We start from the raw sequence: 23,781 nt of genomic DNA on the forward strand, positions 1-23,781 counted from the left end.
CACGCTCCGTGGGGTGGAGGGCGTGGCCGGCACCGGACCCGCACCCCCTACGGCGATGCCCGATTCACCGCCCGCCGCCCGCGTTCGGCGCCCGGTGCCGCGGCTGGGCGGGGGTGGGCCGGCGTACCACCGGGGGTACGGGGCGGACCGCCGGCTCGTCGGTACCGACCGTCAGCGGCTCGCCGTGGTGACGCAGGGTCAGCGGCTCGCCGTCCAGCAGCGCGTACGTCACCTTGTCGGGACCGATGTCCACGCGCAGCCGGCGGCCGCGGAAGGCGACGTGGAAGGCGAGGCGGCGCAGCCGTTCGGGCAGGCGGGGCGCGAACCGCAGCCGGTCGCCGTCGCGGCGCATGCCGCCGAACCCGGCGACCAGTGCCATCCAGGTGCCGGCGAGCGAGGCGATGTGCAGCCCGTCCCGGGTGTTGTGCTCCAGGTCCGCGAGGTCCATCAGCGCGGCCTCGGCGGTGTAGGCGTAGGCGAGGTCCAGGTGGCCGGTCTGGGCGGCGACGACGGCCTGGCAGCAGGCGGACAGGGAGGAGTCGCGGACGGTCAGCGGCTCGTAGTAGGCGAAGTTCCGGGCGATCTGCTCCTCGTCGTGCTCCTGCTCGAACCAGTCACCGCAGGTGTACATGGCCAGCACCAGGTCGGCCTGTTTGACGACCTGTTTGCGGTAGAGGTCGAAGTAGGGGAAGTGCAGCAGCAGCGGGTACTGGTCGGGGCGGGTGGCGTCGAAGTCCCAGCGCTGGTAGCGGGTGAACCCGGCGTGCTGTTCGTGGACGCCGAGTTCGTCGTTGTAGGGGATGTGCATGGCGTCGGCGGCGTCCCGCCAGGCCGCGCTCTCCTCCTCGTCCACGCCGAGCTGCCGGGCCCGGTCGGGGTGGCGTTCAGCCGTGTCGGCGGCGGCGCGCAGGTTCTGCCGGGCCATCAGGTTGGTGTAGGTGTTGTCGTCGGCGACCGCGCTGTACTCGTCGGGGCCGGTGACGCCGTCGAGGTGGAAGACGCCGTGGGTGTCGTGGTGGCCGAGCGACCGCCACAGCCGGGCGGTCTCCACCAGCAGTTCCAGGCCGGTCTCCCGTTCGAAGCCGGTGTCGCCGGTGGCCTCGACGTACCGGGTGGCGGCGTCGGCTATGCCGGCGTTGACGTGGAAGGCGGCGGTGCCGGCCGGCCAGTAGGCGGAGCCCTCCGGCCCGGCGATGGTCCGCCAGGGGAACGCGGCCCCGGCGAGCCCGAGTTGGGCCGCCCGTTCGCGGGCCTCGTCCAGGGTGTTGTACCGCCAGCGCAGCGCCTCGGCGACGGCCTGGGGCGCGGTGTGGGTGAGCACGGGCAGCACGAACATCTCGGTGTCCCAGAAGGCGTGCCCGTCGTAGCCGGAGCCGGTCAGTCCCTTCGCCGGTATCGCCCGCTGCTCGGCGCGGGCCCCGGCCTGGAGCACGTGGAACAGCGCGAACCGGACGGCCTGCTGGATTTCCTCGTCGCCCTCCACCTCGACGTCGGCGCCGGCCCAGAAGTCGTCCAGGCAGGCCCGCTGCCCGGCCAGCAGCCCTTCCCAGCCGTCGTGCGCGGCGGCGGCGAGCGCGGCATCGACCTGGTCGGCCATCGCGGGCAGCGACCGGGCGCCGGACCAGCCGTGCGCGACCAGCTTCTCCACCCGCAGTGTCTGACCGGGCTCCAGCACGGAGGTGACGGTCAGCCGGGCCACGTCGATGCCGCTCTCGCTGCGGGTGGTGGTGCGTTCGGGGCCGGTGACGACGTGGTCGGCGGCCACGGCGACCCTGAGGCCGCTGCGCCGGGTGCGGTGCACCAGCCGCAGCCGGTTGCCGGAGGCGAAGTCGTCCTCCTGTTCCAGCGGTGACTTCAGGGCGCGGGCCGCGCGCGGGTCGCCGTCGGGTTCGGGCAGGCTCTCGTTGGCGACCAGCTCGGACTGGATCACCACCCGGCTGCGGTCGCCGACGGCCTCCACCTCGTAGGCGACGGCGGCCACCGCCCGCTGGGCCAGCGACACCAGCCGGGTGGAGCGGACCCGGACCGTGGAGCCGGCCGGGGAGGTCCATTCGCAGGTGCGCTCCAGCACGCCCCGGCGCAGGTCCAGGACGCGTTCGTGGGCGACGAGCCGGCCGTAGCGCAGGTCGAACGGCTCGTCGTCCACCAGCAGCCGGATGATCTTGCCGTTGGTGACGTTGATGACGGTCTGCCCGGACTCCGGGTAGCCGTAGCCGGCCTCCGCGTACGGCAGCGGGTGCACCTCGTGGACGCCGTTGAGGTAGCTGCCGGGCAGGCCGTGCGGCTCGCCCTCGTCGAGGTTGCCGCGCCAGCCGACGTGCCCGTTGGACAGCGCGAAGACGGACTCGCTCTGGGCGAGCACGCCGAGGTCGAGGGTGGTCTCCCGGACGGTCCAGGGTTCCACGGCGTACGAGCGGCCGGTGATCACCGCTTGCCTCCCAGTTCGGCCAGGTCCTTGACGACGGTGTCGGCGCCGTGCGCGTACAGGGCGTCGGTCTGCCCCACCCGGTCCACGCCGACCACATAGCCGAAGCCGCCGGAGCGGCCCGCGTCCATGCCGGCCAGCGCGTCCTCGAACACCGCCGCGTGGGGCGCCTCGACGCCCAGGTCCCGGGCCGCGGCGAGGAAGGTGTCGGGGCGGGGCTTGCCCGGCAGGTGCCGCTCGGCCGCCACCACGCCGTCGATCCGCACGTCGAAGAAGTGCTCGGCGCCCACCGAGCGCAGCACGTCCCGGCAGTTGGCGCTGGACGAGACGATCGCGGTGCGCAGGCCCGCGGCGCGCACGGCCTCCAGATAGCGCAGGGTGCCCTCGTACGCCTCGACGCCGCCGGTGCGGATCTTCTCCAGCAGCAGCTCGTTCTTGCGGTTGCCGAGGCCGTGCACGGTGGCGGCGTCGGGCGGGTCGCCGGGCTCGCCCTCGGGCAGGTGAATGCCGCGCGAGGTGAGGAAGGCGCGGACGCCGTCGGCGCGGGGGCGGCCGTCCACGTACTCGTCGTAGTCGGCGTGGGCGTCGAACGGCCGTCCCCGCTCGCCGTCGTAGCCGCGCAGGAACGCGTCGAACGTCTCCTTCCAGGCCGCCGCGTGCACGACGGCCGTCCTGGTGACGACCCCGTCGAGGTCGAAGAGGCAGGCCTGGATGGTGTCGGGCAGACCGAGCTGAGTCATACCGAGGACTGTTCCCCGTCCGGGGCACTCCAGTGGGTGGCGCACACCACATGTGCTCCCCACGGGTGGTGACACACTGTCCGGTGTGCCTGTGACCACCGGCCGCGCACCGCGGACCTTCGACGACCTCCTCGCCCGTGCCCGCGCCCTGCCCCGGGACGGCCGGCGCGCCCTGCTCGGCATCGCGGGCAGCCCCGGCGCGGGCAAGACGACCCTCGCCGAGCGGTTGGTGGACGCCCTGAACGGCGACGGACCGCGGTGGGCCGCGCGGGTGCCGATGGACGGGTTCCACCTCGCCGACGCCGAACTGGACCGGCTGGGCCGCCGGGACCGCAAGGGCGCCCCGGACACCTTCGACGCGGGCGGGTACGCGGCGCTGCTGCGGCGGCTGCGCGAGGAGAGCGGCGAGGTGGTGTACGCGCCGGGGTTCGAGCGGGTGCTGGAGCAGCCGCTGGCGGGCGCGATCCCGGTGCCGCCCGAGGCCCGCCTGGTCGTGACCGAGGGCAACTACCTGCTGCTGACCGAGGGTTCGTGGGCGCGGGTGCGGCCGTGCCTGGACGAGGTGTGGTTCTGCGAGATCGACGAGGCGGAGCGGATCCGCCGACTGGTCGCCCGGCACGAGGAGTTCGGCAAGGAGCACGCGGCGGCGGTGGCCTGGGTACGGGGTCCCGACCAGCGCAACGCCGACCTGGTCGCGTCGACCCGGGAACGGGCGGATCTGGTGGTACCGCCGGACGCGCTGCCTCGCGGGGACCTACGCCGCCGTACTGCCACGCCGTGACCCGACACCGCTGCACCGCCGCGCCGTGACGGACTCTGGCACCCGGTCGCGCACTTGTGCGGCGGTGAGGGCGAGAGGAGCGCTGCGGCCCGTGCCCACCTGCCGTCGTACGGCTGATACCGCCGGGGGCGGGCGAAGGGGGAGCAAACAGCATCCGGTGCGCACACCCGGTGCTCCCGCCAAGCCCGGCACGAGGACACCGGCCCTATGTCCGAGCACGACCCGGACCGGTTGTCGGTGTACGGGCAGCTCGTCACGAACGCGGCTGTGGCCGCGTCCCGGGGTGGCTCCTCGCCGGACGCCGCACGGGAGTACCTCTCCCAGGCCCACGCGGTCGGCGCCCGCCTCGGTGTGGAACATGCCCGTGGCCGGCATGCCCAGCCCTTCGGGCCCCTGTACGCCGGCACGCAGGCCATGAGCATCGCCGTCGCCCTCGGTGACACAGGCGGTGCGCTGCGACTCATGGACACGGTCCGGCTGGACGACACGGTGCCCCTCGCCACTCGGGCCCGGTACGGTCTCGACGTCGCCTTGACGCACGTGGAGTGCCGCCGATGGGACCAGGCTGCGGACACCTTGGAAAAAGTCTGCGGCATGGCACCGGCGTGGGTGCGGCACCAGATGCTGCCCGGAGTGATCATCTCCCGCCTCGCCGGTGTGTCCGTCGCGCGGCTCCGCGGGCTCGCCCGCGCGGCCGGTGTGCCCCTCGCCGTCCGCTGACCGGCCACCACCACGTGCCGTAGCAGCTCCCACGGCCGCCACCAGTCCGACTATCACGTCCCGTTGCAGTTCTGCCGGAGGACGAGAGCGCAGCAACACGGGTCGTGTCAGGCCATCGAGTCACGAGTTCCTGGCACCGCCATGGACCGTGCCTGTCCCGCGGACAGGGCGGGCAGCACGCTGATCGCATGCCGAAATCCTCACCCGGCGGCATCGGACACGTGCCGGTCGCCATCTACTCCTGCGCGTTCGAGTCGGCCGCTGTCCGCGAGGCCGAACGCCGCGCACGCCGCTACGCCGACGCCCGGCACTGGCACGTGGCCGGCGCCTGATCCGACGACAACCCGTGTGTGCCGTTGGACGTCCGCCCGGCTTGGACTGCCGCCCGGCTTGGGCGGCCGTCACGAGCACACTGTCCTCCGGCCTGGTCCGCGGCATCATCATCGCCGGGATCTCCCACCTCGCGGACGCTGCCGCGCAGTTCGCCGCGCTCGGTGTGCTAATCCGTGACCGAGGTGGTTTCCTCGCCGAGGCGACGTCCCCGCCACCCTGCCAGACCGCCGGGCGACAGGAACGCCGGCGCGTTCTGCTCGAAGCCTCCTCGGGCTGGTGGCTGTGGAAAGACCTCGCTCCGGGAGCCGCCTCGTGACCCGGGCACGGGCAGGGGTCGGTGATCTGGTCGAGGACACCGCCGGACGCCACGCCATCGTCACCGACATCAAGCAGGGCGCTGTGTGGGTCCTGCGTCCGGTGTCGGGCGGTACGACGAATCAGTGGGAGACGGACGAGCCCGACAGCCTCCACGTGATCGAGACGCGCGAGGAACGCGTGCACCGAGAGAGCACCGCTTGATGCCCTGCCGCCATGAGGCCCACGGCGGAGACGGCACCACCGGGCCAGCAACAAAGCATGCGCGCCCACGACTCACCACTCATCGCCAAAGCACTCCCCCAGACACGCCCGGAAGGTGGACCCGCCGAGTACGCATTCGGCATCTGCATCGACCGGCACTACCTCACCCCCGGCTTCGCCACGATCGCCTCGCTGGCCGACAGCCTCAGCCCTCGCGACCGCAAGGCGGCGGCGCTGCGCTTAGTACTGCAACGGTGTTTGTGCTGAGTGCTGGCCAGTTTTCAGGGACTGTGTCCGCGTCGTTTGTAGTGACTGACGCGGGCCTGGTGGTGTCGTCGTCGGCGCCATGGCGACCAGTGCAGGATGTGCCCGACGGGTGTGGGCCGGCGGTCGGTGAGGCGGGTGACCAGGCGTCTGATCTCGGCGAGGCTGAGGTGGATGAGCTGGGAGGATCCGTTTCTGCTTTGTCCGCGTCCAGCTGGCGGGCCCGCAGGACGGTGAGGCATGCGTGGGCGGCCATGGCGAGGGTCATGTGGCGGTGCCAGCCGGGGTAGCGGCGGACCTGGTAGTCGTCCAGGCCTCATTCCTGCTTGGCGGTCTGGAAGCATTCCTCAACAGCCCAGCGGCTGCCCGCGATGCGGATCAGCTCGTCCAGTGTGGTCTCGGCGGGGCAGTAGGCGATGTAGTAGGAGATCTCCTGCGGGCGGCTGTCGCTGCGGCGGGCGATCACCCAGTGCCGGCGGTCCTCGCGGTGCCAGGGCCGAACCTCGACGCGGGCCCAGTCGTAGATCCGCCTGCCGTGGGCTCCCTCACCGTAGGAGCGGCGTTTCCACTTCTGCCGCGGCAGGCCAGTGAACCGCCAGCCCTTGCTGAAGCCGTAGGCGGCGTCCGCCGTCACCCACCGGAACGGGACCTTGTCGGCGATGGCCCGGCGGACCATCGTCTTGGCCATGGTCACCTTCGTCTCGAAGGCGACCTCGTCGCCGATGCCGGCCCGGCGGCAGCGTTCCCGGTCCTCCGTCCAGGAGGTGGGCAGGTAGAGCCGTCGGTCGATCAGCGTGCGTCCGCGGTTCGTGGCGTAGGCGAGGAACACTCCGATCTGGCAGTTCTCGGTGCGTCCGGCGGTACCGGAGTACTGCCTTTGCACCCCGGCCGAGCGGACGCCCTTCTTCAGGAACCCGGTGTCATCGACGATCAGAACGGCCTCTGGGTCTGCGAGGTGTTCGACGACGTAGTCGCGTACGTCGTCCAGGACCTCGTTGGCATCCCACTCGATCCGGTTCAGCAACCGGTGGATGCGATCGGGACCCGCGTGCCCGGCCTCCTCCGCCAGCGTCCAGCCGTTCTTCCGCTCCAGCGGTGCGACCAGGCCTCGCATGTAAGCAAGCGCCGACTGGCGCGGTTCTTCCCGGTTGAACCGGTGCACGAACCGCTCATGCACCGTCTCCAGTTCACCGGCCCACAGCCTGACATCAGCAAGGTCCCCACCCATGACCACATCCACGACTGAGCTGGCCATCAGTCACGGCAAGCACCGTTGCAGTACTAAGCCCTGGAACCTGACTCGTGCACTACGGGAACAGGAATCATGCAGCAATGATCAACTTTGATGCCCTCGAACAGACAGAGTCGCCATTGCCATGTCAGCTTCAAACAGGAGATGAAGCCAGTGTATCGACAGCATTCACGGGGTGTGGTGGGCCTCCGCCTCACCAGCCTCTTCCTGGCACTTGCCATAGCCCTCGGTCTGGTACAAGCCGCATCGACGTCGGCACACGCCGACCCGAGCGGGCCACTCACGAAGTTCGACTGGGAGATCGGCTCCCTGGTCTATGGTGGCGCTGATGCCCATGATGAGTACTGGGCCTTCATCGACCGCCTCCACCAGACCAGTGGCCACGACATCCCGAACCACCCCGAAGTCGCCAGCACTCTCGATGAGACCACCCTGCTGCCGACCCGGCTGCTCGAAGCCCGTGTAGTCGAGGACGGGGAGTACTGGGGATCGCTGTACTTCTGGGCGGACAACCTGTACCTCGCAGGCTTCTACCAGCCCGGCTACTCCGCGAACGGGGTCACCCACCCGGGCAGGCACTATGCCTTCCCGGACGTCTGGCCGACCGAGTTCCAGCAGGTCCTGGGCGTTTCATCGGTCACCCGGCTTCCGTGGAACGGCAACTACGCCAACCTGCCGGGCGGAAGCACCGACGCACGGGCCGCACGGGTCATCACTCACAACAATATCGCCGACGCCCTGGAGGCCATACGGCGCGCACCCGACCGCCTCGCCCAAGACTCGAACGCTTTCGGACGGCAGCTTGTGCTCCTCATTCAAGCAACCTCCGAGGCGGCGCGCTTCGGCCGTATCTTCGACAACATCAGGGGTAATATCCGCGATTACACGTCCCACCCCATGACCGCCCAGAACGTCGCCCTGCAGCAGGCTTGGGACAACCTTTCCAGCTGGGTATACAGGCGGCTGGGCGGCAGCAACGAGCCATACGCCATCAACAACATCACCTTCCAGACCTTGGCGGCCTGGCTCGCGTATGTGGGCTATATGGAGCTGCACGCCAAGGTGCCCCGCTGAGCAATGTCCTGAACTGCTGAGCGTGAGCAGATGATCTTGCGGTGGCTGGTGCGACCACGGTGTCGGAGCCGTCCCGGACAGCCCCGTTCACCGGGTTGAGCCCGCGGCGGTTCGGCAAGCTGATCACCGCACCGGACTGCCGCAAGATCACGGCAACTGAAATGACGTCGTAGGACCGGCCGGCGTGTGCCGGATTTGCGAAGGGGCGTCGGAGGGACTGTTGGCGTGGTGGCCCCGGTGAGTGACCATCAGGTCTGCGCCACTGCGGCGATGCCGGCCTTGTGCGACAGGCGGGGCAGGTGCCGGTCTGGAGCGGGGGAAGCAACAACAGTTCGTGGGTAACTCGGTAGAGGCCGGCAGTCCGCACTGCGCGGTCACCGTCTGCCGCATCCGCGAAGTACTCCCCGTCCACGGCATCGTGCACCTGCCCGCCCACCACGACCGCGTGAGTGCCTGACGGGCCGAGAGGACGCGACCGTAAGCGTCGACCTGTTCCCCATGTTCGATGAGAACACGGTACTGACCAGACCAGACGATGCCGGTCGCGCCCGTCGGAGCAGGGCGTGGTCGCGAAGAGCGTGTACGGCGCCTTCGGGGTCCCCGTCGCCCTGCTGCTGCGGAGTTGCCGGCCGCCCCGCCGAGGCGGCGTCCACCGCCAGCCTCATGACGACCCTCACCGCGCTCCGCCACACTCGGGCCGCCGCCCACCTGCCCGCAGGCCACGACATAGCCATCCCGTGGGACTACGCCAGCGCCGTGCTGACCGTGCACGCCTCCGGCGGCGCGCTCCGCGCGACGGACGGCCGCGATCTCGCTCGCAGCCGGCTCGTAGTCCAACCGGCCGGCTGGTCACCTCTCGCGCACCCAGGCCGACCGAGCTCGCCGTTGCCGCATCCGCCCGGACGGCCACGGGAGTGCCAAGACGCCGCTTCTGTGGCGCTGTTCAGGCGGGTGGTCCTGCCGATGGAGGTCATACGCCCGGGACTCGGCTACCTCGTGGGCGTTCGCGGCCGGTGCCGCCGAGGCGATCAACCCCGCAGCGGAACGCTCCGGCGTGAACTGGGCCGAAGCAACGGTCGTCGAGATCGACGGCGCCTCGCACGCCGTCGCCGTCACCCGGCCCGAGGAAGTCACCGACCCGATCCGCGACGCGACGCGCGCGACCGCCTGATGTGCCGTAAGCCGGTGATCTGTGTGAAGGCCGCGGGGTCCCCTGGGACCGCGCGGCCTTCACGTGTGTGTGCGCCTCGTCGCAGTGGGCCGGTGACCGGAGTACGTGTGAGGTGACCGGTCTTACCCCCTGTGCCCGGCGTTGCGCACGCTAAGAACGGACAGCGAACCCTGTCCCTACAGACTGACGAGAATCTCGCCCATCGATCTCTACGGAGTGTGGTGGTGCCCGCCTGCCGCGACGACGGAGAATGCAGTACACCGGAGCTGATCCTGTCATCAGCTCCGACCGATCGAGTACTGCGGAGACCGCACACATGGATGTGTGGCACGAGAACCGAGGAACAGTCGTGGGCGAACTGACAACGAGCGACGGCGTACGTCTGGTGTACCGGGACACCGGAGGCGACGGCCCTGCGCTCGTCATGCTGCATGGCTGGGGACAGACCCAGGAGATGTTCCGGCACCAGCTGGCCGGTCTGGCACCCGGCCGTCGCGTCGTCACTCTCGATCTGAGGGGCCACGGAGTCTCCGACGCGCCACACCACGGCTACCGCATCGCCCGTCTCGCCGCGGACGTCGCGAACCTCGTCGATCACCTGGAGCTCGACCGTTTCGACGCTCTCGGCTGGTCGATGGGGGCTTCGGTGTGGTGGAGCTTCATCGACCAGTACGGCACCGGTCGGCTCCGTCGCTTCGTCGTGGTCGACCAGCCGGCTGCGGTGGCCGCTGTGCCTTGGATGACGATCGAGGAGCAGCAGGCGTCCGGCGCGATCTTCGATGTGGCGACGCTCCTCACCCTCGGAGCTGCTCTCGCCGGTCCGGACGGGGAACAGGCCCGCTACGACTTCGTCCGCGGCATGTTCTCCGGCGAACCCGACCCGGAGATTCTTTCGTTCGTCGCCGAGGAGATCAAGGCGACGCCGGCTCACGCCGCGGTGCCGCTGCTGTTCGATCACTGTGCCCAGGACTGGCGCGATGTGCTGCCGCGCATCGACGTCCCCACACTCGTCCTCGGATGTGACGGCAGCCACGTCCATCCGCGTTCCCAGCAGTTCATCGCCCGGCAAATTCCAGACGCGCAGCTGTACGTCTTCCCGAGCACCGTGGCGAACTCACACTTCCCGTTCCTCGAGAACCCGGAAGCGTTCAACTCGGCGGTGGATGCGTTTCTTTCCAAGGAATGAATAACGGATTGCCCGCTTCGGGCACCTAGCAGTTCACTCGGATCGCTTTACATCACGTACACCGTTACGACGGAAATGCGGACATGATTAACTCAATCACTACATCCATGCCAAAAATCGCCCATCACGGCACATCCGTGACGAGTGCCGGTAACTTTTCCGGCCCCTTCATAACCTTGCCGTGGCCTGCCGGGAGAGGGGATTCCTACCTGTATCTAGGAATCAATGTTTCCGGTGGGGAGGTGCATGTGCACGCGGATTCTGAGTACGTACTCGAGCCGGGCGATCTTATTCTCGCCGGTGCTTTGCGGCCGGATGCCCACCAGGCTCAGGAGATGGCCTTCTTCCGTGTGCCCTTGTACCTGCTCGATGCTTCCGCGAAGGCGTTGCGCGAAGGTCGGGCCACCCGCATCAGCGGGAGCAGCGGCCTGCCGGCGTTGGTCTCACAGTTCCTTACCTCTGTGGCCAGAACGTCGAGTTCGCAACACGTAGCCGTCAATAGTCGGCTCGCGCTGAACACCGCCGACCTCGTGGCGTTGCTGGTCAATGATGTGTGTGACGACCGGCGCCGCACCGCGCCCCCGGAGTCGGAGTTGCTGCAGCGCATTCGGAAGTACATCCAGGACAATCTGGCCAATGCCGATATGTCTCCGGAGGTCATCGCGCGTGCACATCACATCTCGGTGCGGTACCTGCACAAACTGTTCCAGGCAGATGGCACCACGGTCGGTTCGTGGATTCGTCAGCGACGACTGGACGCCTGCCGCATGGATCTTCGCCGCAGACGCCGCACGGTGGCTGCCGTGGCGCAGCACTGGGGTTTCACAAGCCCCTCTCACTTCAGCAGGGTGTTCCGGCAGACCTATGGAATCACTCCCAAAGAATGGCAGGAATCTTCACTGAACGACGCGTGAGGCACACCTTCATTCCATTCTGTCGCTGTTCCCTGTCTCTCAGGAGATGCCATGCCATGCATCGTTCAGCAAAATGAGATTGCTGTTGACCCGGCCGTGTCGAGCAAGTCGACCAGTCTGTACTTCCCCTAGCCTTTGAGAGAGCCTCAACCATGCCCACTCCCACTGTTGTACTCGTTCACGGTGCGTTCACCGATGCTGCCAGTTGGCTTGGAGTCATTCACGAGCTGAAGAAGAACGGTATTTCCGTCATCGCCCCGTCGAATCCCCTGCGCGGGTTGGCATCGGACGCCGCATACATTGCTTCCATCGCCTCTCAGATTGACGGTCCAGTCGTCCTCGTCGGCCATTCCTATGGTGGCGCGCTGATTACTGTGGCAGGAGCCACGGAGAACGTGATCGGTCTCGTCTACATCGCGGCCTACATGCTGGATGAGGAGGAGAGTATCGGTGACCTGCAGGGGCGGTTCCCGGCCTCGGAACTGGTCAACAACCTCCAGCAGTGGACGTATCCCACCCTGGATGGCGGCGTCGCCACAGAGGTCACCATCCTGGAAAAGGCGTTTCCCCGCGTCTTCGCCGCCGACATCGCCGCTGACCTGGCTCACGTCTTGGCCTCGACTCAGCGACCGCTATGCACGGGTGCGTTCGGAGAGACGGCCGCCGTCGCGGCTTGGAAGTCCAAGCCGTCATGGGTTCTGATCGCCGGCGCGGATCTGGCGATCAATCCCGAGGCTGAGCGTTTCGGCGCCGAGCGTGCCACCGCAACCACAGTGGAGATCGACGGGGCTTCACATGCCGTCGTGCTTTCGCAGCCGAAAGCTGTCACCCGCGTCATCCTTGACGCCGTCCGATCCTTCAGCTGAGTGGTCCGGCCGGGCAGATAACCACCCGACCAATAACCACGTTCAAAAAGAAGCGCGGCCGGGCAGAAAGGGCCCATAAGCATGGGAGCCGCGTTGGTCGCGTGTCCTGCCGTACTCGAACTGCCTCATGCCTTGGCCGAGTCGGTCACGATGCTCATCGTCACCCGCGAGGGTGACCGCCGCTGCTAGCTTCCACCGGACCAGCGTGCTCCGGTCGGCCTGGTGCACCTGTGTCGGCTCGCCCCCCTCACCCGGCTTGCTGCCGGGTTCGGCATCTCCGTGGGCACCGCACTTATGCCTGCATGACAGCCGCATCGACCTGCTCGCCGGGCGCGTACCCGGCCTGCTGCGCGCCCTGCGCGGGGCGGAAGCGGAGACGTCCTGACCGACGGCATCCTGGCGGAGTTCAACCGGGTCGGCGACAGCCGGGTGGGCTTCTCCGCACGAACATCGCCGGCACGGGGTGAACGCGCGGGTGGTGACCGACCTGGCCGGGCGGCTGTTGTGGAGCTCGCTGCCGATGCCCGGCCGCGCGCACGCTCTCACTGCGGCCCGCGCCCACCGGATCATCCGGATCCGCGAGCACCAGGGCGATCCCCTTCTCTCCGACCGCGCCTGCACGAGAGCCGGCCCGTGAGTGACGACACCCCTCAGGCGCCCGCCAGTCCGTGATCTCCTGCCGGCCCGGCACACCGTCAACCGCGCGCTTTCCGCGGCACGGGCACCGGTCGAGCGTGGCGTCGCATGCTTGAAGCCCCGCTCGCGTCTTCCGCCGATCCGATGCGGCTCGATTCGCGTGTCGTCGGTCTCCGTAGCTGTTCACACTCGGGAGCGGCAGAGCTGGAAGACCTCGGTGACTTACGGCTGGGCACTGAAGGCGGCGCCGGCACCGAGGCCATGGCGGAGGCGTTCGATGAACTCCCGGCCGACGTCGGCTGCGCTCTGCGCACAGCGGCGTGCAGTTCATCGCCGCGGTCCCCGCACCCGCCACCGGGTCCAGCCCCCGTGGGCCTACCTCTGGCCGGGCAATCGTTCACCCCACAACCGGCGGGCACCTCGCCCAGACCGCGATCGGCGAGGCCGGTTTCTGACGCGGCCGTGCTCCGCCGGCCCGTACGCCGCGCTCTGTCGCATTCGTCACAGCCGACGCCGCGCGGCGCTGTGGCTTCCAAGGGCTGGGCAGAGCCGCTCCTGATACCCGACCAGCCGTTGACGAGACGGCATCGAAGCGCGCCGACGCACCGCCGGGGCCGCGTGTACCGGGTACCTGGTCGTGGTGTGCCTGGGGCACTGGCGGCAGTGCTCGAGCAGACTGCGGCCGCCCCAGGAACCAGCAGGCTCCCTGTTGCGCCGCGCCCCGGACCGCGCGACGGCCAGGCTGTTGATCACGTCACGAACGAGCTGGAGCGCGCTTCGCGCGTCCCGCGCCGACCGTGGTCCGGACGAAAGAAGGCGGCTTTGCGCCTGACAGTTCGGCGGTGGCAGAGGCCCCTTTCTGCTCCCCCCTGCCTCCCACCTGCCCCTGGGCAACTGCCTGACGGCCCTGACCTCATCTTGTTGAAAATTTGTCTTCTTGGTTGCGCGGATTGTAGAAAGGCAGCTCACGAGAGGATTCTCATGGCTGAGCAGCAGCGGGTTCGGGTCGGCAGCGATGCGCTGCAACGACTGGTGGAGGCACTCGCGGCGCAGTTGGGCCGCGCGGTGGTTGTCGACGATCCGCTCGTCAGGCTCATCTGTTCGAGCCAGCACTTCGGAGACGCCGACCCGGTACGGATCCACAGCTTGCTTCAGGGCCGGGCAGCCGACGAGATCATCCGGTACGTCCTCGACCAGGGCGTGACCCAGTGGCAGAAGCCCGGGTTCATCGACGGACGTGACGACATCGGCTTGCTCACCCGTTACTGCGTACCGCTGCGCGAGCGAGGCCACCTCGTCGGACTGCTGATGGTCGTCGCCCCCGACGGGGTCCTCACACCGGAGGAGACGGCGACGATCGGCCAGGCGGTACCCGCGATCGCGGCGCAGATGTACGCGGACCAACTGGCCGCCGGGGCCGAGAGCACTGACGTCCAGGAGGTACTGCTGGCGCTGTTCGGTGAGAGTCGGGTCGCCCGCGCCTCCGCGCGCCAGCGGATTCTCACCGAGGGGCTGCTTCCCGACACCTCGCACGTCGTGGTCAGCGTCGTGCAGTTGAGTCCGTCTCCGGAGCCACCAGGACAATTGGAGATGGCGCTGCGCGGCTCGCTCGAGCGCTTCTGCCGTTCGCGCTCAGCGACCGGGATCATGGCCGTCACCCCGGAAAGCGCGGTCCTCCTGCAGTGCTATACCCGGCCGGTCGACGAGAGCGAACTCGCGGACCAGGCTTCCAGCATCCTTGAGACGCTGTGTACGTACCTTGACGCGTCCACCGCTCCCGTGGTCGGGGTGGGCGGTGTCCAGGACAGCCTGGCTGAAGCGCGGAGCTCATACGACGAGGCACTCGTCGCTGCCCGCGCCGCGCGCAGGATGCCCCACCTGAAGAACACGGCCAGCTACGAGACGCTGGGCGAACTCGCCGTACTACTGCGGCTTCCCGATGAGGCGCTCAACGCCTCGCTGCTGCCCAAGCCCGTGCGCACACTGCTGGAGAGCCCGGTGGGCCAGCGGCTTGAGGAGACTCTGCGGTGCTTCCTGGAGAACGCCGGCTCCATCCCTCGCACCGCGGAGGCATTGGGTATCCACCGCACCTCCCTCTACTACCGCCTCCGGCAGGTCCAGGAGGTCACCGGGCTGGACTTGGACAACGGCGGTGACCGGCTGGTTCTGCACCTCGGACTGCGGATCCGTACGCTCTTGGAGCCGGACTCGGTCTCCTGAGCAGATCCGTTCGATCAGACGGTACGAGCGGTTCTTCCTCAGACACCAGAAGGCCAGTGGCGGCGCTTCGCGGAGAGCGTACGCGCGGAGCTGTTCCCGCTCATGTCCGACAGCGGACGCCTACGGGTCGAGCGGGAACTCACTGCACTCGACGGCCTTCCGCACCTCACCCATGCAGTGGTCCATGGCGACCTCGGTGCCGAAAATGTTCTATGGGAGTAGACGCACGGTCTGCCGCGCCTCTCCGGAGACTCGACTGGGACGACGTTACACTCAAGGACCCGGCCGAGGACCTCGCAGCCATCGGCGCCAGCTCCGGGCCCGAGCTCCTGGAGCGGGTGCTCAGGCGAAGAGGGGGCGCAGGGCGTGGTCGAGGGCCAAGGAGTGCCGGGCTGTCCCGCCGGTCGCGCCGATGAGCACCGGTTTTCCCGCGAGGGCCTGCTCGTCGGTGACGCTCAGTGCGTCGAAGAAGGACTTGAACAGCCCGCTGTACGACGCGCTGAACACCGGCGTGACCACGATCAGCCCGTCGGCCTCCGCCACCGCGTCCTGCGCGGCGGCGAGGGCCTTGCCCGGGAAGCCGTTGGTGAACCGGTGCGCGATCTCGACGGCGAGGTCGCGCACCTCGACCACCCGGACGTCCACCGGCGTGTGCCCGTGGACGGCGGCGGCCAGCCGGTCGGCCAGCAGCCGGGTGGAGGACGGGACGCTCAGTCCCGCCGAGATGACGACGAGCTTCATGCGACGGCCTCCTTCCGCGCGGCGGCGGTCAGCGACTGGTGGGTGGGCGCGTCCGGCACGTCCACCGGACGGTCCTTGGCGAACTCCTCGCGCAGCACGGGCACGACCTCCTCGCCGAGCATGTCGAGCTGTTCCAGGACGGTCTTCAGCGGCAGCCCCGCGTGGTCCATCAGGAACAGCTGCCGCTGGTAGTCGCCGGCGTACTCGCGGAAGGAGAGCGTCTTCTCGATCACCTGCTGCGGGGAGCCCACGGTGAGCGGTGTCTGCTCGGTGAAGTCCTCCAGCGAGGGCCCGTGGCCGTAGACCGGGGCGTTGTCGAAGTACGGACGGAACTCCCGTACGGCGTCCTGGGAGTTCTTCCGCATGAACACCTGGCCGCCCAGGCCGACGATCGCCTGCTCCGGGGTGCCGTGCCCGTGGTGGGCGTAGCGCTTGCGGTACAGCTCGATCATCCGCTTGGTGTGGTCGGCGGGCCAGAAGATGTTGTTGTGGAAGAAGCCGTCGCCGTAGTACGCGGCCTGCTCGGCGATCTCCGGGGAGCGGATGGAGCCGTGCCAGACGAACGGCGCGACCCCGTCCAGCGGGCGGGGCGTGGAGGTGAAGCCCTGCAGCGGAGTGCGGAACTTCCCCTCCCAGTCCACGACGTCCTCGCGCCACAGCCGGCGCAGCAGGGCGTAGTTCTCGATGGCGAGGTTGATGCCCTGCCGGATGTCCTTGCCGAACCACGGGTACACCGGCCCGGTGTTACCGCGCCCCATCATCAGGTCCACCCGGCCGTCGGCCAGGTGCTGGAGCATCGCGAAGTCCTCGGCGATCTTCACCGGGTCGTTGGTGGTGATCAGGGTGGTGGAGGTGGACAGGACCAGCTTCTCGGTGCGGGCGGCTATGTAGCCGAGCATCGTGGTCGGGGACGACGGCACGAACGGCGGGTTGTGGTGCTCACCGGTGGCGAAGACGTCCAGCCCGACCTCCTCCGCCTTCAGCGCGATGGCGACCATCGCCTTGATCCGCTCGCCCTCCGAAGGGGTTCGCTCTGTCGTCGGGTCGGTGGTCACGTCCCCGACGCTGAAGATCCCGAACTGGGTATTCGGCGCTGTGTATTCCTGAGGCACTGGAATTATCGCGGTCGTGCACGTCGGTGTAGGGGAGTGGCAGGACGGCTCAGAGATGATGGTCACGCCTCCATGAGTGCGGTGAGGGTGCCGTCGATGTCCAGGAAATCTGTCTCAGCTCCGGCAGGCACCAGACTGAGCGTCTGCCGAATAAATGCAGCCACTTCCGAAGCAGCAAGCTGTATAAGAGCCGCGCCGTGTCTGTTGCTCAGAACGATGCGTATGGAGTGCGGGTGGTGGCTGCACCTGGGAAGGACCAGTACATCGCCAACGCCGACAGGGCCCCTGAGACCCTCGGTGAGCAGTTCGCGGGCGAAGGACCAGGTAACGGGCGGTCCTGACGATGGACCTATGTACAAAGTGACGGCATAAGGGTCGTCGACTCCGTAGCGCAGCTTCACCGGCAAGGGCAAAGGCATGCTATCCAAGGAGCTTACATGTGCCGTCATGGCACACACGATGGCACCAGAAAGGTTTTCCATGGTGTTCCCAAGTGACTGTGTCCGTATAAGGTCAGCTGTGACTCTAAGGTCAGCCGTCGAGGGAAAATTGCCGTGGAGCGTATGGGGTTTGACCCAGGGAGGTACTCATGCTTGGCCGTGGCCCATGAATCACGAGCGCCGGGACCACGAGGCCGCCCGGATCCGCCGGACTGGAGGTCCGGGTGGCTGCCGTGCCCGCTGACAATACGTGGGGGCACCGTGGCGGTCCCGGGCCAAACAGAATGTTCCAGCCGATGTCACCCGCGATGTAGTCGTTCGCGCACATGAAACCTCGCCACGGCGTTCTGCTCGGCGCTGGTCTCCTTGTTGAAGCGGGCGAGAATCGAGTCGACGCCGGACTCCACGCCGAACAGCATCCGCCGAAGCCTTAGACGTCGCTTCAGTTGGTGAGTTTGCGGTAGCTGATGAGGGCCGCGGCGATGCCGACGAAGGCCAGGAAGTGCTCGGCCTTTCGCTCGTAACGTCGGTGCAGTCTTCGGCATCCGGCCAGTCAGGAGACCGTTCTCCATGGCCAAGGAACTCGGCGTGCACCACTAGGCCCTGCGTAACCGGACCCGTCAGGCCGAGGTCGATGCCGGCGAGCGAGGCGACATCCTCAGCACCGCCGAGCGCGAGGAGCTTGCCACCCTTCGCAAAGAGAACGCCCAGCTCAAGCGCGTGAATGAAGTCCTGCGGACGGCCTCGGCCTTTTTCGCCGCCCAGCTCGACCCGACCCGGCCCAGGTGACGGCGCTCGTCCAGGAGCACCCGCGTCTGGGAGTCGAGCCCGTACTCCGGGACCTTTCCATCCCCTCTCCACCTGCTACCTCCTACGCCGGGCGGAGACCGATCCGTGCGAACGGCGTCGTGGCCTGGGAGAGACCTCCGCCCGCGCGGACGCGGACCTGGTCCTCACCTCGCTGGGGTATGCCCTTGCGGAGAACCTGTGGATGGTCGTCGAGACCGGGTGCATCCGCGGCCGTGTCTTCGCCACCAGGGCCGAAGCGAACCTCACGGTCTTCGAGTACATCGACGGCTTCCACAACCCCCGCCGCATCCGGAAACGGCTCGGCCGCCTCAGCCCGATCGAGTACGAGGAGAAGCACTACGCCAACCACGCATTGGCGAAACCAGTGAAGCTGAAACCATGTCAACCCGCTCCGACCAGCTAGTAAGCCACTCCCGCACTGCGAGGGAACCTCAGTGGCGAGGTGAGCCCCCGGCCAGTTCGAGGCCCTTCACGCAACGGGAGGCACCCGCGATGTCGTAGTGGCCCGGGTCGGTGGCGAATGGCCGGGCACCCAGGGGCAGGCGGGCGCGCAGTCATGACAACTCGGCCAGGTAGACACTGTGGTCCACGGACCCGCCGTCGCCCCAGACGGCCGTGGCGTACTTCATTGGCCTTTCCCGCCACTGCAGCTCGTGGCTCATTCATGTTGCCGTGCCCATCGAAGCCTGTCCGACGTGCGGTGGCGTCTTTGGATCCGTCGGCCCTGCCGCACCTTGGAGTCACCCTGGCGCCAGGTGGCGCTGTGGTGGTGTCGTTTCGTGCTGGAGTCCGTAACACGAGGCGCCTCGGCGGTGGTGGAGTGTCGATGCGCGCCGCCGCCGGAGGTTCCCCCCTCCCCCGTGCTGCCCCGCCTCAGCCCCTGGTCACCAGGCCCGGTGAGCTATGTTGAGTGATCGGGCAGACAAAGGAGGCCGACCCCATGCCCTCCCCGCAGCAGGCACGCGCGCAGGCGTCAGCGATCACGTCGGGCCGGATCGCCCCCGGCGCCGAGGCCGCCCCGACCTCCCGGCTGCGGGAACTGTTCGACGGGCCGCGCCTGTCGCCGGGGCAGCGGCGGATCGCCCAGTACCTGATCGAGCACCTCACCGAGGCCGCCTTCCTGTCGATCACCGAACTGGCCGACCGGGTCGGGGTCAGCCAGCCCTCCGTCACCCGCTTCGCCGCCGCCGTCGGCTTCAGCGGCTATCCCGCGCTGCGGGAACGGCTCCAGTCGATCGCGCTGAGCGGCCTCGCGGGCGGGCCCGGCGAGGAGGACCGGGCCAATGAACTCCAGGCGGCCGTGGACGCCGAGATCACGAACCTGGAGAACCTGCGGCGCGACCTCGCCGACCCCGACCGGGTCATCCGGGTCGGCCGCGAACTGTCCCGCTCCACCCCGCTGACCGTGCTGGGGCTGCGCATCTCGGCATCCCTCGCCGAGTACTTCGGCTACGCCGCCCGCCGAATCCACCCGGACGTGCGGCTGGTGACCCGCGGCGGCAGCGTGGCCTTCGACGCGCTGTCGCAGGCCCGTGAGGCGGGCGGCGACTGGGTGCTGGCCTTCGCGATGCCCCGGCACTCCCAGGAGACGCTGCAAGCCGTCCGGGTGGCGCGGGCCGCCGGCCTGAAGGTAGCCCTGGTCACGGACCTGGCGCTGGGGCCGCTGGCCGACGAGGCGGACGTCACCTTCGCCACCGGCACCGGTTCGCGGCTGGTGTTCGACTCCTATGCGGCGCCCGGGGTGCTGGCGGCGGCGCTGCTCCAGGCCATGACGGACGCCGATCCGGAGCGCACCCAGGCCCGGCTGGAGACGTACGAGCAGTTGTCGGAGCAGCATCAGTTCTTCCTCAGGGACTGACCGGCGGGCGAACGGCCGTTCCTTCCGCCCGGGCCGGGCAGTCGTGAAGATCTCGCGGTCATCGACCTCCGGGACGAGGACGATCCACCGCATAAGCCGCATGAATGTTTTCATACGGCTTGCAAAGCACTTGGCATATATAAATACTGCCCTCCGGACGCCGCCCACCGGAAGCGATGATCATGCCCCTGACCAGCACGCGCATCAGCCCAGACTGGCCCTGCCAGGTCAAGACGCCGGGCAGCTACGACTGGGAGCGCTCGGCGGTCAAGTGGCTGCGCGAACTGGTCCCGGCGCGCTACGCCGGCTACCCGGCACTCATCCGGCACCCGGTCCTGCTCGCCCGGCACGCGCAGATCCAGGTGGGGCAGGAGATCCGGGTCGCCCGGACCGCGCTGCAGACGGCACGGACGGAGCTGCCGGTGCTCGGACTGCCCGAATCGGTAATCGAACACACGATCAAGCTGTACGCCGCCGAGGTACTCCAGCTCCAGCACATCGCGCGCGGCGTCCGCGCGGTCAGCGCGGCCCTGGCCGCCCGCTGACCCCGGCCTCGCGAACGGCTCATACGACAGTCGCCGGAACCGGGGCCCGGCAGACGAGTGATCCGACCGGTCCGGGTGTGCGATGCTCATCGCGTGACGAGCGAGCCTCTGCTTCCGGGCGACCCCGCCACCGGTCCGGAGCCGGCGGCACCGGCCGAGGTCGTGACCCGGCTGCGCGCCGAGCTGGAACGGCTGCGGGACCTGGCCGCCACCACGGCCGTCCTGGAGCGGGCCAAGGGCGTGCTGATGGCCGTCACCGGCTGCGCGCCGGACGCAGCGCACGAGGAACTCCTCCGGCGGGCCGAGGAAGGCCACCGCTCGCTCGTCGAACAGTGCTGGCTCACCCTCGGCGCGCTGCCGCCGCCCCATGAGCGGCCCGACCGCCCGGCGCCCCCACCCCCGCCCGCGTCCGCCGGTGCCGGTGCCGGTGCCGGGGAGAGCGTGCCCGGGAGTACCGGGGATGCCGCGGAGGTGCTGGAAGTCCTCGGCCGGGCCCTGGTCCGGGTCGGTTCGCCGCACGAGCTGGCCGGCTGTCTGCTGGACCGGCTGGCGCCCGAGGTGGCCGCCGACGCGGTGCTGCTGTACGAACGGCTGCCCGAGGACGGGCTCGCCCTGATCGGCCACGCCGGTGTCGGGGCGGCCCTCGCCGCCCAGTGGCGGCACGTCCCGCCGCTGCCCGGCCTGCCCGCGCTGGAGGTGCTGCGGTCCGGGCGGCCGCGCTGGCTGGAACGTCCCGCCGAGGACCGCACGCGCCACCTGCTCATCGGGCCGCCGGAACGGTGGCCGACCCGGGCCTGGCTGCCCGTGCCCGAGGGCGGCACCGCGCGCGTCGCCCTCGGGGTGCTGCGCCGGCGCGACGCGCCGTTCACGCCGCGCGAGCGGGAGCTGCTGCGGGCCGTGGCGCGGCTGTGCGCGGGCCGGCTGCGCGCCTTCGACGGCCCGCGCGACACCGGGGCCGGGGACGTCTCGCGGACCGCGCAGACGGTGTTCGACGCGCTGCCGGGCCAAGCGGTGCTGCTGACCCCGCTGCGCGCGGCCTCCGGCGAGGTGACGGACTACCGGATCGCCGCCGCCACCCCGGAGGCGACCGACGTGTTCGGCCGGACCGGCCGGGACCTCGTCGGCAAGCACCTCCTGGACAACTACCCGGCGGTCGCGGGCGCTCCCCTGTGGCAGGGATGTCTGCGGGCGCTGGAGACAGGGGTGCCGTACGAGAGCGAGCCGTTCGCCTACCAGGACGCGGCCGTCCCGGCGCCGGTGACCGCCACCTACACGGTGCGGGCGGCGCCGCTGGACGAGGGCCTGGTGGTGACCTGGCTGCGCTACGACCCGGAGGACCGGCAGGAGCAGCGGCTGGCCGATGTGCAGCGGCTGGGCAACCTCGGCTGGGCGAACTGGAACCTGCTCACCGGCGAGATCGCCTGGGCCGCGCAGACCTACACCGTGCTCGGCCGGCGCGCCGACCAGCCGCCGCTGCCGCTGGAGCGGCTGCCCGACCTGGCCCGGCCGGAGGACACCCGGCAGCTGGCCCGGGCGATCGCCGGCCTCGTCTCGCGCGGGGACCCCCTCGACGTGCCGTTCCGGACCGAGACGGCCGCGGGCGTGCGGCATCTGCGGATGGTCGCGGAGGCGGTCACGGCGCCCGACGGCACCCCCGTCGAGGTACACGGCTTCGTCCAGGACCTGACCGCGCAGCGCAGCGCGGAGCTGGCGCTGGTGGAGAGCGAGCGCGCGATGCTGCTCCAGCGCGGCACCCTGCAGGCCGAGCGCGCCCTGGCGGCCCGGCTCCAGCACGCCCTGCTGCCGCTGCCCAGCAAGCCGGTGCGGCTGGCCGGGCTGCGCGTCGAGGTCGCCTATCTGCCCGCGCAGGCCGGCATCCACGTGGGCGGTGACTGGTTCAGCGCCGTCGAACTGCCCGACTGCGACGCGCTGTTCGTGGTCGGCGACGTGGCGGGCCACGGCATCGACTCCGTGGCCACCATGGCCCAGCTCCGGTTCACCGCGAAGGGCATGGTCAGCACCGGCTCCTCGCTCACCGGGGCGCTGGAGCGGCTCAACCAGCTGCTGCTGAACTCCCGTGACGGCCAGATCACCGCCACCATGGTCCTGGCCCGCTACGACCCCGACCGGCACGTGCTGGCCTGGGCCCAGGCCGGGCACCCGCCGCCGCTGCTGGTGCGCCGGGGCGAGGTGCGTTTCCTCGACCGCCCCGTGGGCATACTGCTCGGCGCGACGGGCGCCCCCGTCTACGAATCGCTGGAGCTGCGGCTGGAACCCGGTGACCGGCTGCTGCTGTACACCGACGGTCTGGTGGAGCGCCCCGGTGAGGGCCTCGGCGCGGGCTTCGCCCGGCTGGCCGAGGCGGTGCGGGCGCACGGCTGCGGCGAGTCCGGCTCGCTGGACGCGCTGCTCGCGGCGATGCTCGCGGACGCACGGCGGGACGACGTGTGCGTGCTGGACATCCGGATGCCGCTGGAAGAGCTGCATGACGCGGCGGCGCCCGCGGAGGCGGACGCCTAGCCGCCGGTTCAGGCGGGGTGGCCCGCCTCGATGGTGGCGGCGTCGGAGAGCCGCAGCAGTTGTCCCGGCCGGCCCTCGCCCCACTGGACGGGGTCGAGCACATGGCCGACGTGGTCGCCGCCGTCGACGCGGTGTACGACGGTGCCGACGAACCAGGCCGCCACCGCGTCCAGCACGGCGGCGCCGGCCGGCCCCTCCCGCCAGGCGAGCCCCGCGAACTTGTCCGCCTCGTCGCCGGTCCGGCCGCCGAAGCGTTCGGCGAGGTCCTGCTGGTCGCGGGTCAGCAGGTGGACGGCGAGGTGCCGCGCGGCGCGGGCGACGCGGTAGGTGTGGTTGGCCTTGGACAGCCACACGACGAACCGGGGCGGCCGGATGGAGCACTGCGAGGCGAAGCCCACCAGGCACCCGGCCCGCTCGCCGTCCGCCACGGCGGTGACCACGCACATGTCGGGGTCCATCCGGTCGAAGAAGCCGTCGAGGTCCCCCGCGTCCGCCACCCGCCCACCGCCGGCCGGCGCGCCGTCCGCGTACTCCGTGCCGCTCTCGTCGCCCATGTGCTCCGCTCCCGTCCGTCGCCGCCCGCTCCGGCCCGCTCGGCCGGTGGGGTGTGGTTCCTGCTGGCGGTGTGCCCCGCGTGCCGTTCCCGAATCGTCG

At 69.6% G+C, this 23,781-nt stretch carries 20 protein-coding genes and 7 pseudogenes; 19 read left to right on the forward strand and 8 right to left on the reverse strand.

Going from position 1 to position 23,781, the window contains the following annotated elements; translation table 11 throughout:
* Positions 1-64: 64 nt before the first annotated feature.
* Both ACSURM_RS03345 and ACSURM_RS03350 read right to left on the reverse strand, forming a co-directional pair.
* On the reverse strand, positions 65-2,428 hold the full coding sequence (locus ACSURM_RS03345; protein ID WP_436953316.1) for a glycoside hydrolase family 65 protein: 2,364 nt from the start codon (positions 2,426-2,428) through the stop codon (positions 65-67).
* Complete coding sequence (locus ACSURM_RS03350; protein WP_436953318.1) at positions 2,425-3,165, reverse strand: HAD family hydrolase; 741 nt, start codon at positions 3,163-3,165, stop codon at positions 2,425-2,427. Before ACSURM_RS03350 ends, ACSURM_RS03345 begins: the two co-directional genes overlap by 4 nt.
* Before the next feature lie 85 nt (positions 3,166-3,250).
* Here ACSURM_RS03350 and ACSURM_RS03355 point away from each other — a divergent pair, with 85 nt between their 5' ends.
* The 5 genes from ACSURM_RS03355 (at position 3,251) to ACSURM_RS03375 (ending at position 5,785) form a co-directional block, all read left to right on the forward strand.
* Positions 3,251-3,946, forward strand: a complete 696-nt coding sequence (locus ACSURM_RS03355) for a nucleoside/nucleotide kinase family protein (protein WP_436953320.1) — start codon at positions 3,251-3,253, stop codon at positions 3,944-3,946.
* 207 nt (positions 3,947-4,153) lie between these two features.
* The gene (locus tag ACSURM_RS03360; RefSeq protein ID WP_436953322.1) at positions 4,154-4,666 is read left to right on the forward strand and encodes a hypothetical protein; all 513 of its coding nucleotides are present in this window, start codon (positions 4,154-4,156) and stop codon (positions 4,664-4,666) included.
* 188 nt (positions 4,667-4,854) lie between these two features.
* A complete protein-coding gene (locus tag ACSURM_RS03365) occupies positions 4,855-4,998 on the forward strand; it encodes a hypothetical protein (protein WP_436953324.1) in 144 nt (47 codons plus the stop codon).
* Between the two features lie 313 nt (positions 4,999-5,311).
* On the forward strand, positions 5,312-5,518 hold the full coding sequence (locus ACSURM_RS03370; protein WP_436953326.1) for a hypothetical protein: 207 nt from the start codon (positions 5,312-5,314) through the stop codon (positions 5,516-5,518).
* Positions 5,519-5,575: 57 nt separating this feature from the next.
* A complete protein-coding gene (locus ACSURM_RS03375; protein WP_436961274.1) occupies positions 5,576-5,785 on the forward strand; it encodes a hypothetical protein in 210 nt (69 codons plus the stop codon).
* Here ACSURM_RS03375 and ACSURM_RS03380 read toward each other — a convergent pair.
* Positions 5,724-7,010, reverse strand: a pseudogene (locus ACSURM_RS03380) (IS701 family transposase). The gene ACSURM_RS03375 and the pseudogene ACSURM_RS03380 sit on opposite strands and share 62 nt — an antisense overlap.
* Positions 7,011-7,127: 117 nt before the next feature.
* On the opposite strand from ACSURM_RS03380, the gene ACSURM_RS03385 reads away from it, so the two are divergent.
* From ACSURM_RS03385 to ACSURM_RS03430, 10 genes and pseudogenes are all read left to right on the forward strand, one after another.
* On the forward strand, positions 7,128-8,108 hold the full coding sequence (locus ACSURM_RS03385) for a ribosome-inactivating family protein (protein WP_436953328.1): 981 nt from the start codon (positions 7,128-7,130) through the stop codon (positions 8,106-8,108).
* 41 nt (positions 8,109-8,149) lie between these two features.
* Positions 8,150-8,248: pseudogene (locus ACSURM_RS03390) on the forward strand (IS5/IS1182 family transposase); the annotation flags it as partial.
* Between the two features lie 194 nt (positions 8,249-8,442).
* Positions 8,443-8,565 carry a hypothetical protein gene (locus ACSURM_RS03395; protein WP_436953330.1) on the forward strand — a complete coding sequence of 41 codons (123 nt, stop codon included), beginning with the start codon at positions 8,443-8,445 and terminating at the stop codon, positions 8,563-8,565.
* Between the two features lie 537 nt (positions 8,566-9,102).
* Positions 9,103-9,279, forward strand: a pseudogene (locus ACSURM_RS03400) (alpha/beta hydrolase); the annotation flags it as partial.
* A 349-nt stretch (positions 9,280-9,628) separates the two neighbouring features.
* Positions 9,629-10,465 (forward strand): alpha/beta fold hydrolase, encoded by an 837-nt coding sequence (locus ACSURM_RS03405; protein ID WP_436953332.1) that lies wholly within the window; start codon positions 9,629-9,631, stop codon positions 10,463-10,465.
* 107 nt (positions 10,466-10,572) lie between these two features.
* Entirely contained in the window at positions 10,573-11,379 is an 807-nt protein-coding gene (locus ACSURM_RS03410) for a helix-turn-helix domain-containing protein (protein WP_436953333.1), read from the forward strand.
* A 152-nt stretch (positions 11,380-11,531) separates the two neighbouring features.
* Positions 11,532-12,245 carry an alpha/beta fold hydrolase gene (locus ACSURM_RS03415; protein WP_436953335.1) on the forward strand — a complete coding sequence of 238 codons (714 nt, stop codon included), beginning with the start codon at positions 11,532-11,534 and terminating at the stop codon, positions 12,243-12,245.
* 93 nt (positions 12,246-12,338) lie between these two features.
* A pseudogene (locus tag ACSURM_RS03420) lies at positions 12,339-13,083 on the forward strand (transposase family protein); the annotation flags it as partial.
* Between the two features lie 779 nt (positions 13,084-13,862).
* On the forward strand, positions 13,863-15,101 hold the full coding sequence (locus ACSURM_RS03425) for a PucR family transcriptional regulator (protein ID WP_436953337.1): 1,239 nt from the start codon (positions 13,863-13,865) through the stop codon (positions 15,099-15,101).
* Positions 15,102-15,113: 12 nt separating this feature from the next.
* A pseudogene (locus ACSURM_RS03430) lies at positions 15,114-15,496 on the forward strand (phosphotransferase); the annotation flags it as partial.
* On the opposite strand, the pseudogene ACSURM_RS03435 reads toward ACSURM_RS03430, so the two are convergent.
* The 4 genes and pseudogenes from ACSURM_RS03435 to ACSURM_RS03450 form a co-directional block, all read right to left on the reverse strand.
* Positions 15,447-15,842, reverse strand: a pseudogene (locus tag ACSURM_RS03435) (CE1759 family FMN reductase); the annotation flags it as partial. The pseudogenes ACSURM_RS03430 and ACSURM_RS03435 overlap by 50 nt on opposite strands.
* Positions 15,839-16,954 (reverse strand): LLM class flavin-dependent oxidoreductase, encoded by a 1,116-nt coding sequence (locus ACSURM_RS03440; RefSeq protein ID WP_436953338.1) that lies wholly within the window; start codon positions 16,952-16,954, stop codon positions 15,839-15,841. The pseudogene ACSURM_RS03435 and the gene ACSURM_RS03440, both read right to left, overlap by 4 nt.
* A gap of 62 nt (positions 16,955-17,016) precedes the next feature.
* Positions 17,017-17,436 (reverse strand): SsgA family sporulation/cell division regulator, encoded by a 420-nt coding sequence (locus tag ACSURM_RS03445; RefSeq protein ID WP_436953339.1) that lies wholly within the window; start codon positions 17,434-17,436, stop codon positions 17,017-17,019.
* A 400-nt stretch (positions 17,437-17,836) separates the two neighbouring features.
* Positions 17,837-17,947: pseudogene (locus tag ACSURM_RS03450) on the reverse strand (IS5/IS1182 family transposase); the annotation flags it as partial.
* A 438-nt stretch (positions 17,948-18,385) separates the two neighbouring features.
* Between ACSURM_RS03450 and ACSURM_RS03455 the strand changes: the two are divergent.
* From ACSURM_RS03455 to ACSURM_RS03470, 4 genes are all read left to right on the forward strand, one after another.
* Positions 18,386-18,607: an IS3 family transposase gene (locus tag ACSURM_RS03455; protein WP_436953341.1), complete on the forward strand. Its 222-nt coding sequence runs from the start codon at positions 18,386-18,388 to the stop codon at positions 18,605-18,607.
* Between the two features lie 537 nt (positions 18,608-19,144).
* Complete coding sequence (locus tag ACSURM_RS03460; RefSeq protein WP_436953343.1) at positions 19,145-20,062, forward strand: MurR/RpiR family transcriptional regulator; 918 nt, start codon at positions 19,145-19,147, stop codon at positions 20,060-20,062.
* 176 nt (positions 20,063-20,238) lie between these two features.
* Positions 20,239-20,607, forward strand: coding sequence for a hypothetical protein (locus ACSURM_RS03465; RefSeq protein WP_436953345.1), 369 nt, complete (start codon positions 20,239-20,241; stop codon positions 20,605-20,607).
* A gap of 93 nt (positions 20,608-20,700) precedes the next feature.
* Positions 20,701-23,127, forward strand: coding sequence for a SpoIIE family protein phosphatase (locus ACSURM_RS03470; RefSeq protein WP_436953347.1), 2,427 nt, complete (start codon positions 20,701-20,703; stop codon positions 23,125-23,127).
* 8 nt (positions 23,128-23,135) lie between these two features.
* Here the strand turns inward: ACSURM_RS03470 and ACSURM_RS03475 are convergent, their stop codons facing one another.
* Entirely contained in the window at positions 23,136-23,681 is a 546-nt protein-coding gene (locus tag ACSURM_RS03475) for a flavin reductase family protein (protein ID WP_436953349.1), read from the reverse strand.
* Positions 23,682-23,781 lie beyond the last annotated feature (100 nt).

This window comes from Streptomyces sp. SudanB182_2057, from assembly GCF_964272715.1.
Taxonomy (GTDB): Bacteria; Actinomycetota; Actinomycetes; order Streptomycetales; family Streptomycetaceae; genus Streptomyces; species Streptomyces rubradiris.

Coding starts and splice junctions, on each gene's coding strand:
- ACSURM_RS03350 (WP_436953318.1), bottom strand. CDS start 3,165: ATGACTCAGCTCGGTCTGCCCGACACCATCCAGGCCTGCCTCTTCGAC.
- ACSURM_RS03360 (WP_436953322.1), top strand. CDS start 4,154: ATGTCCGAGCACGACCCGGACCGGTTGTCGGTGTACGGGCAGCTCGTC.
- ACSURM_RS03365 (WP_436953324.1), top strand. CDS start 4,855: ATGCCGAAATCCTCACCCGGCGGCATCGGACACGTGCCGGTCGCCATC.
- ACSURM_RS03375 (WP_436961274.1), top strand. CDS start 5,576: ATGCGCGCCCACGACTCACCACTCATCGCCAAAGCACTCCCCCAGACA.
- ACSURM_RS03385 (WP_436953328.1), top strand. CDS start 7,128: ATGCCCTCGAACAGACAGAGTCGCCATTGCCATGTCAGCTTCAAACAG.
- ACSURM_RS03410 (WP_436953333.1), top strand. CDS start 10,573: ATGCCAAAAATCGCCCATCACGGCACATCCGTGACGAGTGCCGGTAAC.
- ACSURM_RS03415 (WP_436953335.1), top strand. CDS start 11,532: ATGCCCACTCCCACTGTTGTACTCGTTCACGGTGCGTTCACCGATGCT.
- ACSURM_RS03425 (WP_436953337.1), top strand. CDS start 13,863: ATGGCTGAGCAGCAGCGGGTTCGGGTCGGCAGCGATGCGCTGCAACGA.
- ACSURM_RS03445 (WP_436953339.1), bottom strand. CDS start 17,436: ATGGAAAACCTTTCTGGTGCCATCGTGTGTGCCATGACGGCACATGTA.
- ACSURM_RS03455 (WP_436953341.1), top strand. CDS start 18,386: ATGGTCGTCGAGACCGGGTGCATCCGCGGCCGTGTCTTCGCCACCAGG.
- ACSURM_RS03460 (WP_436953343.1), top strand. CDS start 19,145: ATGCCCTCCCCGCAGCAGGCACGCGCGCAGGCGTCAGCGATCACGTCG.
- ACSURM_RS03465 (WP_436953345.1), top strand. CDS start 20,239: ATGATCATGCCCCTGACCAGCACGCGCATCAGCCCAGACTGGCCCTGC.
- ACSURM_RS03475 (WP_436953349.1), bottom strand. CDS start 23,681: ATGGGCGACGAGAGCGGCACGGAGTACGCGGACGGCGCGCCGGCCGGC.